The organism is Prosthecobacter sp. (assembly GCF_044378005.1).
In the GTDB taxonomy this organism is placed as follows: Bacteria; Verrucomicrobiota; Verrucomicrobiia; order Verrucomicrobiales; family Verrucomicrobiaceae; genus Prosthecobacter.
On record NZ_JBILYB010000074.1, the window covers coordinates 1 to 15,632 of the forward strand.

The 15,632-nt window shown below is 61.6% G+C and carries 9 protein-coding genes; 5 read left to right on the forward strand and 4 right to left on the reverse strand.

Going from position 1 to position 15,632, the window contains the following annotated elements; translation table 11 throughout:
- Positions 1 to 1,210 (forward strand): mandelate racemase/muconate lactonizing enzyme family protein (locus AC6FTP_RS14885; protein ID WP_497207707.1); only part of this gene is annotated, 1,210 nt, incomplete at its 5' end.
- Positions 1,211 to 1,721: 511 nt separating this feature from the next.
- The gene (tnpA, locus tag AC6FTP_RS14890) at positions 1,722 to 2,168 is read left to right on the forward strand and encodes an IS200/IS605 family transposase (RefSeq protein ID WP_497207708.1); all 447 of its coding nucleotides are present in this window, start codon (positions 1,722 to 1,724) and stop codon (positions 2,166 to 2,168) included.
- A 439-nt stretch (positions 2,169 to 2,607) separates the two neighbouring features.
- Here the strand turns inward: tnpA and AC6FTP_RS14895 are convergent, their stop codons facing one another.
- From AC6FTP_RS14895 to AC6FTP_RS14905, 3 genes are all read right to left on the reverse strand, one after another.
- Positions 2,608 to 2,952 carry an ArsR/SmtB family transcription factor gene (locus tag AC6FTP_RS14895; protein WP_497207709.1) on the reverse strand — a complete coding sequence of 115 codons (345 nt, stop codon included), beginning with the start codon at positions 2,950 to 2,952 and terminating at the stop codon, positions 2,608 to 2,610.
- Positions 2,953 to 3,621: 669 nt separating this feature from the next.
- Complete coding sequence (glmS, locus tag AC6FTP_RS14900; RefSeq protein ID WP_497207710.1) at positions 3,622 to 5,478, reverse strand: glutamine--fructose-6-phosphate transaminase (isomerizing); 1,857 nt, start codon at positions 5,476 to 5,478, stop codon at positions 3,622 to 3,624.
- 161 nt (positions 5,479 to 5,639) lie between these two features.
- Positions 5,640 to 6,134 carry a redoxin domain-containing protein gene (locus tag AC6FTP_RS14905; protein ID WP_497203266.1) on the reverse strand — a complete coding sequence of 165 codons (495 nt, stop codon included), beginning with the start codon at positions 6,132 to 6,134 and terminating at the stop codon, positions 5,640 to 5,642.
- Positions 6,135 to 6,339: 205 nt separating this feature from the next.
- On the opposite strand from AC6FTP_RS14905, the gene AC6FTP_RS14910 reads away from it, so the two are divergent.
- From AC6FTP_RS14910 to AC6FTP_RS14920, 3 genes are all read left to right on the forward strand, one after another.
- Positions 6,340 to 8,745: a hypothetical protein gene (locus AC6FTP_RS14910; RefSeq protein ID WP_497207711.1), complete on the forward strand. Its 2,406-nt coding sequence runs from the start codon at positions 6,340 to 6,342 to the stop codon at positions 8,743 to 8,745.
- 2,254 nt (positions 8,746 to 10,999) lie between these two features.
- Positions 11,000 to 11,710, forward strand: coding sequence for a hypothetical protein (locus tag AC6FTP_RS14915; protein ID WP_497207712.1), 711 nt, complete (start codon positions 11,000 to 11,002; stop codon positions 11,708 to 11,710).
- Entirely contained in the window at positions 11,711 to 12,343 is a 633-nt protein-coding gene (locus AC6FTP_RS14920) for a GTP-binding protein (RefSeq protein ID WP_497207713.1), read from the forward strand.
- A gap of 6 nt (positions 12,344 to 12,349) precedes the next feature.
- Here AC6FTP_RS14920 and AC6FTP_RS14925 read toward each other — a convergent pair whose 3' ends face one another.
- Positions 12,350 to 15,616, reverse strand: coding sequence for a PSD1 and planctomycete cytochrome C domain-containing protein (locus tag AC6FTP_RS14925; protein ID WP_497207714.1), 3,267 nt, complete (start codon positions 15,614 to 15,616; stop codon positions 12,350 to 12,352).
- Between the last annotated feature and the right edge of the window lie 16 nt (positions 15,617 to 15,632).

Genomic DNA, 15,632 nt, shown 5'->3' on the forward strand with positions numbered 1-15,632 from the left:
CATCGAGACCTGCATTCCCTCCAGCATCATGCCAAACCTGCTGCTCGTCCGCATTCACACGGACGACGGCTTCATCGGCTGCGGAGAGACCTACTACACCCCGCACGCCATCGCCGCGCTGATCCATGACTGGATGGCCGAGCGCCTGCTCGGGGCCGATGCCCTCGCCATCGAGTCCCACTGGCGCTTCCTCTATGAGCGTTGCACCCCCTTTGGTCATCCCGGTGCAGAGATGCGCGCGCTCTCCGCGCTGGATCTCGCCCTGTGGGACATCTTGGGGCAGGCCTGCGGTCAGCCCGTCTATCGTTTGTTGGGCGGTCCCGTGCGGCAGAGCATCCCCGTCTATAATACCAGCGGCGGTCCCAGCTATGGCGCCGTCGCCGGGGCAGGGGAAAGCCCGCGTCATCCCGGTTGGCCAGGCTATGGCGACATCGGTCAAAAGGGGCCGCTTCAGGACAACTGGTCCTCCCACTTCGCCGCTGGAGATCTCGCCGAAGAACTGCTCGCGGAAGGCATCACCGCCATGAAGCTCTGGCCCTTTGACCGCGCCGCGCATCGCAGCGGCGGCCTGCACATCTCCTGGGCCGATGTCGAGGAAGCCATGAAGCCCTTGCGCGAGATCCGCGACCGCGTCGGCATGAAGATGGACATCGCCATCGAAGGCCACGCCTTCTTCCACCTGCCCGCCGCCCTCCGCATCGCCGAGGCCTTGCGCGAGATCAAACCCCTTTGGTTAGAGGATGTCCTGCGCGTCGATCACGTCGGCACGTTGGCCGACTTTCGCCAGCGCTCCGGCCTGCCCATCGCCGCCAGTGAGATGCTGCTCGGGCGAAAAGAATACCTGCAAGTGCTGCAAGAGCGCGCCTGTGACTACTGCATGGTCGATCCCACCTGGAACGGCGGCATCAGCGAGACCCGCCGTGTCATCGACCTCGCCCAGACCTACAACATCCCCTCCACCATCCACGACTGCACCGGCCCGCTCACCCTCTTCTCAGGCCTGCACCTCGCCGCCTCCTCGACAAACGTCGTCTTCCAGGAAAGCGTCCGCGCCCACATCCGCTCCTTCTACCACAAGCTCGTCGATACCCTCCCCGTCATCCAAAACGGCCACGCCCAGCTCCCCACCGGCACCGGCCTCGGCACCCGATTGAAGGACGAGTTGTTCCGCGAGGGCGTGAATGGGACAAGGGTGAGCCGGGTGGGGTGAGGGTGTTTGTCGAGCCGTGCTGGCATCCCTCCGGGATGCGGTGGCATCCTGAGGCTGTCCTCGTCGTGACCGGTGATGTCGCTTCGCTCAATCACCGGCTACAGGCTGGGATGCCTCCGGCATCTGTGATTCGTGGTGTCGATGTGTCCCCGCATCCCGGAAGGATGAAAGCCCGTAGTCGCTGGTTGAGCGTAGCGATACCGCCGGACGAAGATCACAACACACCACCAGAGAAGGGTCATAAAGCCCACGCTCTCGCCCGCATCCCGGAGGGATGAAAGCCTGTAGTCGGTGGTTGAGCGTGGCGATACCGCCGGACGAAGATCACAAAACACCACCAGAGAAGAGTCATAAAGCCCACGTGCCCACCCACATCCCGGAGGGATGAAAGCGGGTAGCCGGTGGTTGAGCGTAGCGATACCACCGGTTAGGATCACCCACGTCTCCGATGTGCCCACGCATCCCGACAGGGATGCCAGCACCGTTCTTTCACTCCAAACCATGCCATGTCATGCCCTCCACGCACACCTGCCTTCTTTATCATCTGGTGTTTGCCACGAAGAACCGCGAACCGATGATCCACCCAGAATGGAGCGCGCGGCTTCATGAATATCTTGGTGGAGTCGTCCATGGTCTTGGCGGCACGCCGCAGGGCATCGGCGGGGTGGCGGATCATGTGCATTTGCTCGTCGGTTTGAAACCCACGCATTGCCTCTCGGACTTCATGCGTGAGCTGAAAAAGGCCTCATCCATCTGGGTGGCGGAGAATGGGTTGAATCCCGAGTTCCGTTGGCAGGAAGGTTACGGGGCTTTCACCGTCAGCGCGTCGGTTCGGCAGGCGGTGCAGGAATACATCGCCCACCAAGAGGAGCATCATCGCCATTGTGCGTATCGGGAGGAGTTGATCGAGTTCCTCCAGAAGTCGGGGGTCGAGTTTGATGAGCGGTATCTTGATTGATGGGCAGAGACCGGGCCGCGCTGGCATCCCTCCGGGATGCGTTTTCGTGGCGTGAGTCGGTTCGCTGGCTCCGGGGGTATCGCCCGCTTCGCGAGGCTCAACCCCCGGCTACAAGCTGGGATGCCTCCGGCATCAAGCGATCCCAAAGTGCAGCCTGACGATGCGTTCGCCTTATCATGAACACCGCATTTCGAAGGTCAGCGTATCGGCATCAACGCATCCCAAAGGGATGCCAGCCGGAGGTCAAGCGAAGCAACACCGCCGGGCACCACGTGCCCCGCGCGTGTAACCGCATCCCCAAAGGGATGCCAGCTTGTAGCCGGGGGTCATGGGAGCCTCAGCGACCATGACCACCGGTCACGGCGCGTCCACCCCGACGATGTCCAGGCATCCCGGAGGGATGCCAGCCAGCCCCCGACACCCTCCACAAACTCCGCCTTCACAGCCGCAGCAGGCAGCAGCCGAAGTCCATCTCCACCGGCCCGGACTCGGATTTCCGAACGGGGATGTGCTCGGCCAGGGTGTAGAGCTGGCGGCGGGAGTCCATGGGGTCGGGGCGGGTGGTGATGACGCGGGCTTCCTGGAGGGCGATGAGGTGCTTCAGGGCGGCATCCAGCCGACGCTGGACGTGCCGGGCACAGCTCGTGGCACTGTGCGGGTTTCCGTCGCTGAGGAGCTCGAGGATGCGGCGCCTCACCGGATCTGCCAGCAGGGCAAAGATGAGATCCCGAGACTGTGCGCCGGCATCGTTGGCGGCGGCGGGTGAACGGCTGCGGTTGGCCATGAATCAAGTTTTACCCAAAGGAAGTCTCCCAAGGCAAGACCGGAAATCCGGGCTGAGGTTCCGCAGTCTCCTGGGGGACGTCATGGATGAGGGCCTGGGGCACCGAAGCCTCCGACCCGCCACGCCGGGTCACCGGGCGAGGTGCCAGAGTCCCCCAGGTGGCGCAATGGATCAGGAACTGGCTCCCCGGAGTCTCCCCCGACCCACGCCGGATTCCCGGCTGGCGTTTCAAAAGTCGTCAGGTGGCGTAATGGATCAGGGATCGGCACCTCGCAGTCTCCGACCTGCTGGGCCGAATCTCGGGCTGAGATGTCGGAGACTGCCAGGTGGCGCAATGAATCAGGAATCGACACCCCGACGACGCTGACCTGCTGGGCCGAATCTCGGGCTGAGATGTCGGGGGCTGTCTGGTGGCGTATTGAATCAGGGATTGGGTCACCGGAGACTGCCGTCCCCCACGCCGGATGGCGGCATGGGGAATTTGAGCCGGGGCTCCGGGACCATGCCTTCATGGCTGATCGAACCGAACGAGCTACCCGGCGGTGCAGGTCGTCAAAACCTTGTGAGGGGAATCGGGAAGGCTGCTTGGGATGTGTTTGGCGGGGGGACGGGTCGGATCACACCCCCAACCCTTCCAGTCTACGACGTGCCTGTCGCAGTCCGCAGGGATTACTCCACCGTCACGCTCTTCGCCAAGTTGCGCGGCTTGTCCACATCACAGCCACGTGCGACGGCGGTGTAGTAGGAGAAGAGTTGCAGCGGGATGACGGTGAGCAGCGGGCTGAGATAGCTCGGGCAATCAGGGACGTAGATGACGTCTTCGGTGAGGCGCTCCAGCTCGGTGCGGCCTTCCGTGGTGACGGCGATGACCGGACCTTTGCGGGCGAGCACTTCTTCGATGTTGCTGACGTTCTTATCAAAGACGGCGTCGTCCGGCGCGATGAACACGCTGGGCATGTCAGGCTTCACGAGGGCGATGATGCCGTGCTTCAGCTCGGCGCTCGGGTGGCCGCTCGCATAGATGTAGCTGATCTCCTTCATCTTCAGCGCGCCTTCCATGGCGACGGGGTAATTGGCCTGACGGCCCATGAAGAGCATGCCTTCGGCATTGGCGTGCTTTTCGGCGATGGCTTTGATTTTGTCCGCCTGCTTGAGGATGGAGGTGATCTTGTCCGGGATGGCTTCGAGTTCGTCGATCATCTCAAGGCCGTCGGCGCTGCTGAGGTGATGGATGCGGCCAAAGAGCATGCCCAAAAGCGTGACCATCATCACCGTCGAAGTAAACGTCTTCGTGGCGGCGACGCCGATCTCGGGGCCGGCGTGGATGTAGCAGCCGCCGTCGCTTTCGCGGGCGATGGTGCTACCGACGCTGTTCACGACGCCGAGGCAGCGGATGCCTTTGCGCCTTGCCTCACGGAGGGCGGCGAGGGTGTCGATGGTCTCGCCGCTCTGGCTGAAGACGAATTGCAGCGTATTCTTGTCCGTCGGGACATTGCGGTAGCGGAACTCGGAGGCGATCTCGACCTCGGTCGGGATGCGGGCCAGAGTTTCGATGACATACTCTCCGACCATGGCCGCGTGGAAGGCGGTGCCGCAGCCGCTGAGGATGATGCGGTCGATGCCGCGCAGCTCCTGCGGGGTCATGTTCAGACCGCCGAGGATGGCGGTGCCGTCATCGCGGGAAAGGCGGCCACGCATGGCGTTGCGGAGGGACTGCGGCTGCTCGTAGATCTCTTTGAGCATGTAGTGCGGGAAGTCGCCCTTTTCGGCATCGTCGGCGGTGAACTCGATGCGGCTGACTTTCACCTGAGCGATGCCACCACCGGCCATGCTGGCGACGTCGTAGCGCTCATCCGACAGGCTGACGATGTCGTGGTCATTGAGGTAAACGACATCGCGGGTGTGGGCGACGATGGCGGAGACATCGGAGGCCAGATAATGCTCGCCATCGCCGAGACCGACGACGAGCGGGCTGCCGAGGCGAGCGCCGATGATGAGGCCGGGGACCTCGGCATGCATGACGGCGATGCCGTAGGTGCCTTTGACCTTGCCCAAGGCGGCCTGGAGAGCCTGACGCAGGCGTGACGCCCCATCAGTTTCATCCGAGGCTTCAAAGTAACGGCCCACAAGATGGGCGAGCACCTCGGTGTCGGTTTGAGATTCAAAGGTGTCTCCCTGGGCGATGAGCTGGTCACGGAGCGTCTGGTAGTTCTCGATGACGCCATTGTGGACGAGCACGAGCTTGCCGCTCTGGTCGCGGTGGGGGTGGGCGTTTTCATCCGTGGGAGCGCCATGGGTGGCCCAGCGGGTGTGGGCGATGCCGGTGGAGCCCTGATGACTAAGTTCCGCCACGGCGGCGCGCAGGTTGTCGATGCGACCCGCGCGTTTGATGATGTTTACGCTCGCGCCGCCGTTCAGGAGGGCGATGCCCGCTGAGTCATAACCGCGATATTCCAGCCGGCTCAGTCCATCCAGGAGGATCGGACTGGCCTGCCGCTTGCCAATGTAGCCTACGATGCCGCACATAGATTCTTTTGTGACCGCCGAAGGGCGGGGCGACTTGTAAACGCTAGAATCAGGCCATGCCAGCGAAAGGGTGGATTGGCAGTAATTTGCTTTCGGAGAAACAAAAAAGCCCCGGTGAGCGCGGGGCTCTACCGGGGCGGGATGAGTCGGATCCGTTGAGATCAGGCGAGTTCGGTCAGCTTGGCCTTGATGGCGGTGAAGTTTGGCAGGTCGCCGGGGCTTTCGAGAGCCTCGGAGTATTGGATCACGCCCGCTTTGTCGATGATGAAGGCGGAGCGCTTCGGCACGCCGCCCATGATCAGATTCTTGGCAGGCAGGAAGGCGTCATAGGCCACGCCATAGGCGGTGGTGATCTTGTGATCGTAGTCGCTGAGGAGCTGGAGAGTGATGCCTTCCTTCTCGGCCCAGGCCTTTTGAGCGAAGGGATTGTCACCGCTGATGCCGACGACCTTGGCATTCAGGGCGGTGTATTCATTGATGCCGTTGGAGATCTCGCAGAATTCCTTGGTGCAGACGCCGGTGAAGGCCATCGGGACGAAGAGGAGGAGGATGTTCGAAGGCCCGATGTGCTCGGACAGTGTGAAGAGCTCGGGGCCATTGGCGCCGAGGGTGGTGACGGTGAAATCAGGGGCAGGGGTGCCGACGGTAAGAGCCATGAGATAAGTGGGGTGCGGTTTGTTGATTGCTTAACAACGCGCCGCTCAGGCGCGTGGAGGCATCAAAGGTGGAACCCCGCGTTCGGTCAATCGCTTGTTCGTCATCCCCAGGGGGGCTCGGTGAAATTTCAGGATCGAGTGGGAAAAGCGAGGGCGGGAGCATTCCGCATTGCCTCGCCGGCAGTTTTTCAGGTAAACAGGCAGCATGAACACCCGCCTGCTGGCTTGGAGCATCCTTATTGTCGCCGTTGGGTTGTGTCAGACTGCCTGCACGCAGGATGCCACGGACAAGATCATCGTGACGATCACCGCCGTGAAGGAAAACGACTGGCAGCGTGAATCCGCCACTGACAAAACGGGGCTGCGTGAGCGATTGCAGGCGAAGACGCTGGTGGAGCTGAGCGGAGAGCTGAAAGCAACGGAGGAACTGATCCTGCGTCACGGCCAGGAGCGCGGCATCGTGGAAAACTATGACTTCGGGGAAACCGCCGGCGAGGTCATCGCGAAGAAAACCATCCAGGAACTCATCGGCACCGAAGTGCGCGTGGAGAAAGTCGAGACCAAGGAACTCAGGCTGCGCCTCACTCTGAGGCATGACATCCAACCGCCGCAGATGCAGTCCATGTCATATGCCACAGCGGCAAAAGGGGCGGAGCGTGACAAGCTCAGCGTGACGGCCCCGCGCTTCGAGCGCCTGCGATGGCAGGGCGAGGTGACGGCATCGAAGGACGAGCGTGTGATCGCCAGCTTTCCTTCGACCAGCGACGCCGAAACACGGCTCGTGGTCTTTCTCCGAGGCGGCAGTGACAGCACTCCAGCACCAGATGTGGAGATCCGGCAGACGATCTATCGCGTGCCAGAGTTGGACATGATCGAGTGGCTGCTGGACGGCGAGACGAGCGATGCGGCCTTGATCAAACGGCTCCAGGAGAAAGGACGCGCCAGCGTGGTTTCACAGATGACCACCACCGCAGCGAAGTGGGTCCGCACGCAGGCGCAGTCCGGTTTCGAATGCTGGCTGCCCTCGGAGATGAACCCGAACTACGACATGCTGTATCAACTGCCCGCCAGCTTTGAAACCGCGCTCGCAGGCACTCGGCTCGAGTACGCAGATGATGTGTGGATCAGTTCCTTCTCGCCGCGCGCTCCAGTCGCCGTGCAGTGGCCCACCTCGTGGCTGCATGTCTATGACCGCAAGACTTACAAGCCCACCGGCAAAGCGGTTCATGGCTGGATGGACTGGTATGATCGCTTCGATCAGAAGATCCTCGGAGAGGTCGCTTTCAGGGATGCCACGCCGCACCTCGTCGCCATGATGTCGCCCGCGGATCAGACCTGGGGAGCAGAGAGAAAAGGGCGCTGGCTTGATGTCACCGTGGCGCAGCGGCTGAACGCGAAGATCCTGCCACCTGCCCCGCCCGAAGTATCTTCTGTGCCCGCAGACCCCTTCGCCCCGGTGGATCCCTTGGCACCCATCTACGCCTCGCACGCCCAGCCGCCCCTGCTCGTCCTCGGCATCGCGCTGGATCAGGAGAAAGCGCAGGCCTTGCTCGCCGCGCGTCAGCCGGAAAAAGATGAAGCGCTGCTTCGCGACCTGGTGGCGCAAGTCAAGTTAGGTCAGGCCCATGTGGTCACCTGCACGCTTTCGGCCAACCAACTCAACCGTCGGGATCAGAATAGCACTCGACATCACGCCTATCCCACCGAGATGCCCAGCATTCCCTCCGCTTGGAATGAAATGCCTGTCGGCACGAGCTTCGAACTGGAGGGAGAAGATTTTTCGCTGACCCAGGACCTGGCTTCCCCTGCCCGCACGGAATGGAAGCTCGCCCGCGATGTGCCCGAGGCCATCATGTGGGAGCCGCGCTTTCGGAAGCTCTCCATCCACAGTCGCACCAATGCCGCCGCCCTCTCCGGCACCCACTTGGTTGCCGTCGCTGATATTCCTGAGGTGATGTCCGCTAGCGATCTGCCGGGGCATGAAACCGTGCTCCTTTTCACCCACCGCCCCGCCAGCGACACAGCGCCGAAAGCCACCAAGCCCGACTATGAAATCGAAGCCCTCATCTTCGAAATCCCCGCCGCTGATGCGAAAGCCTGGCAGCAGGTAAAGTCCGAGGACTTTGCCACCTTCACCCAGCAGCGATTGAAAAGCGGCAGCGCCAAACTCAAGGCCCACGCGATAATGCGTCAGTGGCCTGCTTCCGAAGGCCGCCTGCGAGTAACGGAGGATTACATGACCGCCACCGAGTTTGATCCCCCGGAGCCCGATGCCCCTTTCCGCATGAGGCCCACTGCGCTGGAGGAACTTCCCGTCGGGCTGCATTTCGAGACCGATCTCAGCGAGGAGGTCGAGGGCATCCCCGCTCTCAAGGTCACCCTCCGCCTCTCCACCGCCAAACCCATCGAGCCCGGCCTGGAGGAGACCCTCAAAATCGCCGCCACCGAAAAGGAAGACTATCCCGGCGCGAAACACGAGTTCGATGAATGGTGCGTGGGTGCCCTCCGCCTCGCCCCCGGCAGCGTCCACTGCCTCGGCCTTCCCGACATCTTCGGCAGCAACGGTGTTACCACACGCGTGGCGTTTGTTCGTGTGCGTCGGATTCGGTGAAGTGGGAGGAGCGCTTGCGTCCAAAGAAGAAAACACTCGACTTGGATAAGGTTGATATTTATTCTAAGTTAATTAACGCAAAGTTTGACTGTTTTTCTATAATTACTGTAATAACAGGTTTTTCTGATATAATAGCGCACTGAACTAGTTCGCCTCCATGAGTTTTTCGTTTCGTAGCATGTTCCAAGGCACTGCTGATCCAAGTCAGCAGGGTGATGCTGCGACGATGGCTGTGACCGGCGGACAGGATCACTCCTCCTCAGCTCCTGCTATGATGTCAGCTATGTCGCCCCCATTGAATGGCTCCTCCCCGTTTGGCACTCCCATGTTCAAAGTTGCGATGGGAGAAGCGCCTCTTTCGGCCTCGCCTTCGCCATTTTCCGTGACAAGCAATCAAGGCACGAGTGTTCCATTGACGGTCGGAGATGTACTTCCTCAACTGCCTCCGGAGATCGCCAGAGCGGGTGCGCTTCCATCTGAGCAGCCGGTAACGATCTCCAGTCAGGTGCTCGATGAAGCTCTGCGGAGTGGGCGGGCGGCGGTGCCACTTTTCGAGATATATCGCGTCTGCCCGGCGCTGTTTCAGACACCGGTTTCTCCGCAGGATCCTCGGCTCGTGCCACTCCCCGCCTCGAAGTTGCCACGTCTCATCGCCGCCTCTCAGTCGGGCGGGGGAAATGATCAGGCACCGCCAGCCGTGATGTCGGCGTCTCCTTTTTCCGCAGCACCTCCGTCTGCCAATGGGGGGACCATGATGGGCGGCGCGTCTCCGACGACGGGCAGTTTAGGAAACATCCAGCTTCCCCCACGACGCCAGGGGCCGCCCCCTCCGCTGGCGGATGTCCCCAGTCGTGACGCTATGCAGACTCATCTTTCACTGCCGCCCAGCGCAGGGCTGGGGGCGGTCGCTCCTGCTTTTCCGATGAGTCCGTTTGCTGCCGTGGGGGCTGAAATGACTGGGGCTGCTCCGATGAATGCGAACGTAGCCGAGTCTCCTTTTTTGCCCGCTGGCGCGACGGCTCGGATGCCTGGCTCGTCACCATTCGGGTTCCAACAGGAGGCACCTCCCGTGATGACCCAGCCTTTGCAGGCTACACCTTCTGGATCAGCCATGGCATCGCCCTTTGCCATGGCCCCAGCACCGCCACCCGCTGCCCAGGCATCTCCGTTTGCGACTGCAAGTGCTTCCCCTTCCGCCGCTCCCCATCCTGGAGCGGCATGCGGTTCACCTTTTGGAGCCATTTTTGGCGACAAGGCCGTTCCCACCGGTCAACCGGCTCCCGATGCTTTGCCTGCCGGACCTCGCTTGGTGGCCGCACCACCAGGGATGCCTCCAGTGCAGGCAGTGATGCAGGGGGGCGGCGGACTCCCCGCCAGTGGGGGGGCAGTGCGGATCAGCATGGCCAGTTTGGTCAAAGACTACACTTCGGCGGAACTTGGATTTGATCCGATGATCGTGCCTGCCTGGATCACTACGAGTCTCTCGTCCCAGGCCATCCGCGAGTGGTCTGAAATGTCCACGCCACTGGCCCAGCTCGGTCTGCTGGTGGATGGCATCACGGATGTGGGTTTCCGCAATGTTCTCAACACAGCCCGACGAGACTTTCAAATTCGGGTCGAGCATTCCATGCTGCAAGACGCGCTGGCAGGCAATGCCGCTCCCCCAACCCTGCCAAACCTTGGCAGCCTGGGGCAATCGATCCCGCCAGCATCTGCCACTGGGCCACTGTCAGCAGCGAGTGGTGGTTCCCCATCAGGCGGAGTGATGCGTGTGGAACCTCCCGTTGGCTTTGGCTCACCGAGCGCAGCGCCTGGGGGAAATCCCGCCGCACAGTCTTCGCCATTTGCCCAAATGTCACCGCCTCCCCAGGCTCCAAGTCTCGGGTCGCCATTCCAGATGCCCTCGCCCGCCCCGGCAACAGGAGCACTTCCCAAGTTTTCTCTGGCTACCGAGGCTGGCTCATCGGCACCACGTGCCCAAGATCCTTTTGCTGCTTCGGTCAGCCCTATTTTCCCAATGGCCGGAGGTTCCGGATTCCAGCCACCCTCAGAACCGTCTTTCCAGGCAGTTCCGCAGACCAGCGAAGCCTTCCTTCCTCCAGCCGGGCATGCGACATTGCTCTCACCCGAGCGTCCGCCAGAATCCCGTCCTTTTATCCCAAACCTGGCTCAGCCATTCACTCCACCCGCCGAAGTTCCTGTGGAGGGAGGCTTCAGCAGTGAACAATTACTCGGCAAGCCAACTGTGCCGGAAATGAACTGGAGCACCGCAGCCGCAGCGGCAGCGATGGAAGCCAACGAAAGCGAATTTGCAGCGGAGCGCCCACGTCCGCCACAGGTGATCGATCTTCCGCCTACTTCAGGAAGATTCTTCGATGAGTCTGCCGAGTATCAGGAAGCTCCGCCGCCATCAGTTCGCCCCTTCATCCCACCACGTCTGGAGGACGATGAACCGCCCATGCGTCCGGCTCCTCCGGCCCGGAGCATCAAACCTGAGCCGCCGGTTCAGCGTCCTGCATCTACCTCGCGTTCTGCCTCCAATTCCAGCCTGGGTGTACAGACCCACGATGCTGATCCCGACCAGATCGTGCTTCGTGCTTTGCTCGACACCGACTCCGATCTCTCTGCCCAGCGCGTCGTCGAGCTCACCTGCGGACTTCCCGGCATCGCCGCCTGCGTCTGCCTGCATGACGGGCGGTCCATCTCCCACATCGGCGCTCATAAACCCCAGGCACGTGAGTTTCAAAAGCAGGCATCCTCGCTCGCCCAGCACCTGCGCACGCTCGCCCCGCTCATCGGCATCGACGGCGCGGAGACCTTCACCATGAACTCCGGTGACCGCCTGATGACTTTTTGCTTCCCCGAAGGAGCCATCCTCGGCGTTCTGCACGACGCAGAACCCACGCTCGGGCTGCGGGACAAGATTACCTTGATCGCGCGCGAGCTTTCCCGCATGATCTCCTAAATGCCAGCCATTGATCCCAAAGCCCGGACCATCCGCTTCAAGATCGTTTACTGCGGCACCCCGCTGAGCGGGAAAACCGCGAACTTGCGCCAGATCCACGCCAAGCTCGACCCTCAGGGGCGAAGCGATCTCGTGAGCCTCTCCACCTCCCAGGATCGCACGCTCTTCTTTGATTTCCTCGCTGTGGAAAGCAGCGCCCTGCCTGGCTACAAGACCAGCTTCCACCTCTACACCGTCCCCGGTCAGGTCACCTACAACGCCACCCTCCAGCTCGTGCTGCGTCAGGCCGACGGCGTCGTCTTTGTGGCCGACAGCCAGATGGATCGCCAGCGGGAAAACATCCACGCCTTCCAGTCTCTCGAAGCCAATCTCCGCCTCAACGGCAGCAGCATCGACCGCCTCCCGCTCGTGCTGCAATACAACAAGCGCGACCTGCCCAACATCGCCCCCGTGGAATACCTCGAATTCCTCATGAACAACCGCCCCGTGCCGCACCTCAGCTTCGAGGCCGACGCCAAATCCGGGCGTAATGTCCTCGCGACCCTCAATGCGATCACGCAGGGCGTCGTCGCCAACTTCCAGCGCGCCCAGGAACTGCACCGCGATGTGCTGCGCGAGGTCGTGGCCGCTTGAGTTGGCTTATTGCATGTAAAAGAACTCGTTCGCGTTTAGCAGCACATGGCAGAGATCGGCGATGGCTTCGCGATTCGCATCCATGCTGCCTTTGGCTGACGCCGCCGGAGCGTTCGACTCCCATTTCCACGCCGTCTTGAGCTGCTCGGTGGCTGCATCAGCGTTCACATCGACGAGGCAGGTCGGATCATTCATGCCGACCCAGCTCATCAGCTTGCCTGCATCCAGAGGGCCCTGGCGCAAGGCCACACGGGCGATGGCACCGTGCCAAAGGCTGGATTTGTCCTTCTCACGTCCGCCGATGTAGAGCGCACGCTCTGGGGTGACGTAACCGCCGCAGATTTGATGTGGCACCGTCACGGTCTGCATTGGTGCATAAGCATCGCTGAGGTCGCGTGCGTAGAAGGTGATCGTACCGCCGAACTTTTGCCCTTCAGCCGGTTCGTTGTGGATCGTCGCTGCGACATAGTAGGGCTTGCCCAAAGGAATGCGCAGACCGCTGGCAACCACTTCATAAGCAAGGCTGCCCTGGAAATCTTCGCCCACGAGTTGAACGATCAAGTTGTTCGGCTTGTAGGCCGACTTTTCACTCGTGACACCAAAGGCCCAGCCGCGCGTGGCTTTGTCATTGTCCCAGCGTGCTGCAATGGTTCGCACGGCACCGCTTGGATAAAGCGAGTTCAGATTCACCACCGCCTCGATGGCAAAGTCATTGCCCTCGATGCCACTGGTCGTGTTTACGCGCAGCTTCTCGCTCTTGCTGCCGGGTTCCATCCAGAGTGTTTTCACGGTCTTGGTTGGGGCTGGCTCGCCGAAGAATTTCTTCGCATCGGCGATGGCGGGCAAGCCAGCCGGAGGTGGTGGCAGGTCTTTCTTCAAACGTGTGCGCTGGGCAGTGAGGAAGGCGAGTGCATCCTTCGCTTCCTGGGCTGTGGGTTGACGGGCAAAGGCCAGCGAGTAGGCGCGGCTGATGAGGGCTTTGTCATTCGCGGGTTTCTCCGTGACCAAGCGTGTCGCCATGCTGCGTGAGCGCTCCAGCGGCCAGTCACCATTGATCATGAGCAGGCTCTGCGTCGCCGTCGTCGTTGCATCACGAGTCGGCAGGCTGGAGAAGCCGGGAGGGGCATCAAGGCTTTGGAGGAACTCATCCTGCGTGTTGCGGATCTTGCGGGTGTAGATGCTGCGGCGTGGCTTCGAAGCTTCCATGCCTGGGCCGCCCATCGTGAGATCGAGTTCGCCACTCGCTGCTAGCACGGCATCGCGTGCCTGCTCGGCATCGAGACGGCGTGGTGGAAAACGCCAAAGCAGGCGGTTTTCGGGATCAGTCTGCATGGCCGTTTTGTCAGTTAGCATCGCGCTTTGGCGATACGCGGCGCTCATCACCATCATCTTGTGCAGCGGCTTCATCTTCCAACCACCTTGGATGAACTGAGTCGTCAGCCAGTCGAGCAGCTCGGGATGCGTCGGAGCCTCGCCGAGACGACCGAAGTCACTCGGCGTGCCGGCGATGCCTTTGCCAAAGTGCCAAGACCAGAGGCGGTTCACGATCACACGTGTGGTGAGCGGATTGTCAGCCTGGGTGAAGCCATCCGCCAGCGCGCTGCGGCGTCCGCTGGTCTTCGCACCGGGCTTGGCGGCAGGGATGACGGCATCTTTTGGATCGAGGATGCTGAGGAAGCCGGGCTTGGCCTCGATCTCTCCCGAGCGACGTGTTTTAAACTTCGCATCCCGTGCCACCGGTCCTGTTTCACCGACCGCGTAAGTCGTGAGGATGGGCTTCGCTTTGAGATGGTCAAACTCGGCCAGCTTCGCCTGCGCTTCACGCAGTTGTGTGGCTTCGGGGTCCTTGATCTTGTCTGTCTTGAAGCGCTCGCGCTCATACTCCGCCTGCCTCCAGGCGAGCTGCACGATCTGCTCTTCATACGGCGTGCGCTGCTCACGCGGCTTCCGCCACATGGCCACGACTTCCTCGGGAAATTTCTCCATGGCACTCTTCTGCGCATTTTGGATGCGCGGCTCAATGATGCCATCGATCACCGCTCGCGGCTCCTTCGTGGCTTCGAGCCAGATCTGGTGCTGCTTCTCGTGTGCCTCCAGTTCAGCCTGCGTGGCATACTTCTTGTCCTCCGCCCAGGTGATGTTCGCCAGGAAGGATTGCAGCCGGTAGTAGTCCTTTTGCAGGATGGGATCAAACTTGTGATCGTGGCACTGCGCGCACTGCACACTCATGCCCAGGAAGACGTCCGCCGTCACATCCGTGACCTCATTCATGATCGTGAGCCACTGGCCTTCCGAGTCGCGCTGATTGTACTCATAGACCGTGTGGCGGAGGAAACCCGTGGCCGCTTCCGCTTTCGGATCTCCCGGAGCGATCTCATCGCCCGCGAGCTGCTCCTTCACGAACTGGTTGTAAGGCTTGTCCTGGTTGAAGGACTCGATGACGTAATCGCGATAAGGCCACACGTTCGGGCGATACGCATCTAGGCGGTAGCCCTCCGATTCCGCGTAGCGCACGAGGTCCAGCCAATGCTGCGCCATGCGTTCGCCAAAGCGAGGCGAGGCCAGCAGACGATCCACCAGCGCCTCATAAGCATGCTCAGCCTTGTCGGAACCATTGGCCGACTCGCGAACAAACTGTGCCACCTCCTCCGGTGTCGGCGGCAGACCGGTGAGATCGAAGGACAAACGACGGATCAGCTCCTCGGGCGATGCTTCAGCGCTCGCTTTTAGTCCAGCTTCGGCCCGCTTCGCTGCGATGAAGGCATCAATGGGATTCCCCACGCCCTTTACCTGCGGCACCTTGGGTTCCTTCACCGGTTGAAAGGCCCACCAAGCCTTGTCCTCCGCAGAGAACTCACCCGCTTTGCGCGGCAGCTTGGCCGCCGCCACTTCAGCCTCCGGCCAGGGTGCCCCCATGGCGATCCATTGCTTCAGCACGGCGATCTTCTCGTCCGAAAGCTTCCCATCCGGCGGCATCTCCATCTTCTTGTCCGCGTAGCTCACCGCTTTGATTAAAAGGGACACGTCCGGCTTGTGCGGCACGATAGCCGGCCCCTGCTCACCACCGCGCAGGATGTAGGGCAGATTGTCGAGCCGCAGATCGCCTTTGTGCTTCTTCTCCGCATGGCATTCCTGGCAGCTTTCCACCAGGATCGGGCGCACCTTCGACTCGAAGAACTTCAGAGCCTCGGACGAGGGCGCACTCCAGCTAGCGGCAGTGCTGGTAAGCAGAAGGCCAAAGGTCGTGAAGCGCGTAAGGGCAGGGGAAATCATGTCAAAGTGACCGTAC

Bases quoted from the DNA above. Each gene is read 5' to 3' on its own strand.
- tnpA (WP_497207708.1), top strand. From the start codon at position 1,722: ATGCCCTCCACGCACACCTGCCTTCTTTATCATCTGGTGTTTGCCACG.
- AC6FTP_RS14895 (WP_497207709.1), bottom strand. From the start codon at position 2,952: ATGGCCAACCGCAGCCGTTCACCCGCCGCCGCCAACGATGCCGGCGCA.
- glmS (WP_497207710.1), bottom strand. From the start codon at position 5,478: ATGTGCGGCATCGTAGGCTACATTGGCAAGCGGCAGGCCAGTCCGATC.
- AC6FTP_RS14905 (WP_497203266.1), bottom strand. From the start codon at position 6,134: ATGGCTCTTACCGTCGGCACCCCTGCCCCTGATTTCACCGTCACCACC.
- AC6FTP_RS14910 (WP_497207711.1), top strand. From the start codon at position 6,340: ATGAACACCCGCCTGCTGGCTTGGAGCATCCTTATTGTCGCCGTTGGG.
- AC6FTP_RS14915 (WP_497207712.1), top strand. From the start codon at position 11,000: ATGAACTGGAGCACCGCAGCCGCAGCGGCAGCGATGGAAGCCAACGAA.
- AC6FTP_RS14920 (WP_497207713.1), top strand. From the start codon at position 11,711: ATGCCAGCCATTGATCCCAAAGCCCGGACCATCCGCTTCAAGATCGTT.
- AC6FTP_RS14925 (WP_497207714.1), bottom strand. From the start codon at position 15,616: ATGATTTCCCCTGCCCTTACGCGCTTCACGACCTTTGGCCTTCTGCTT.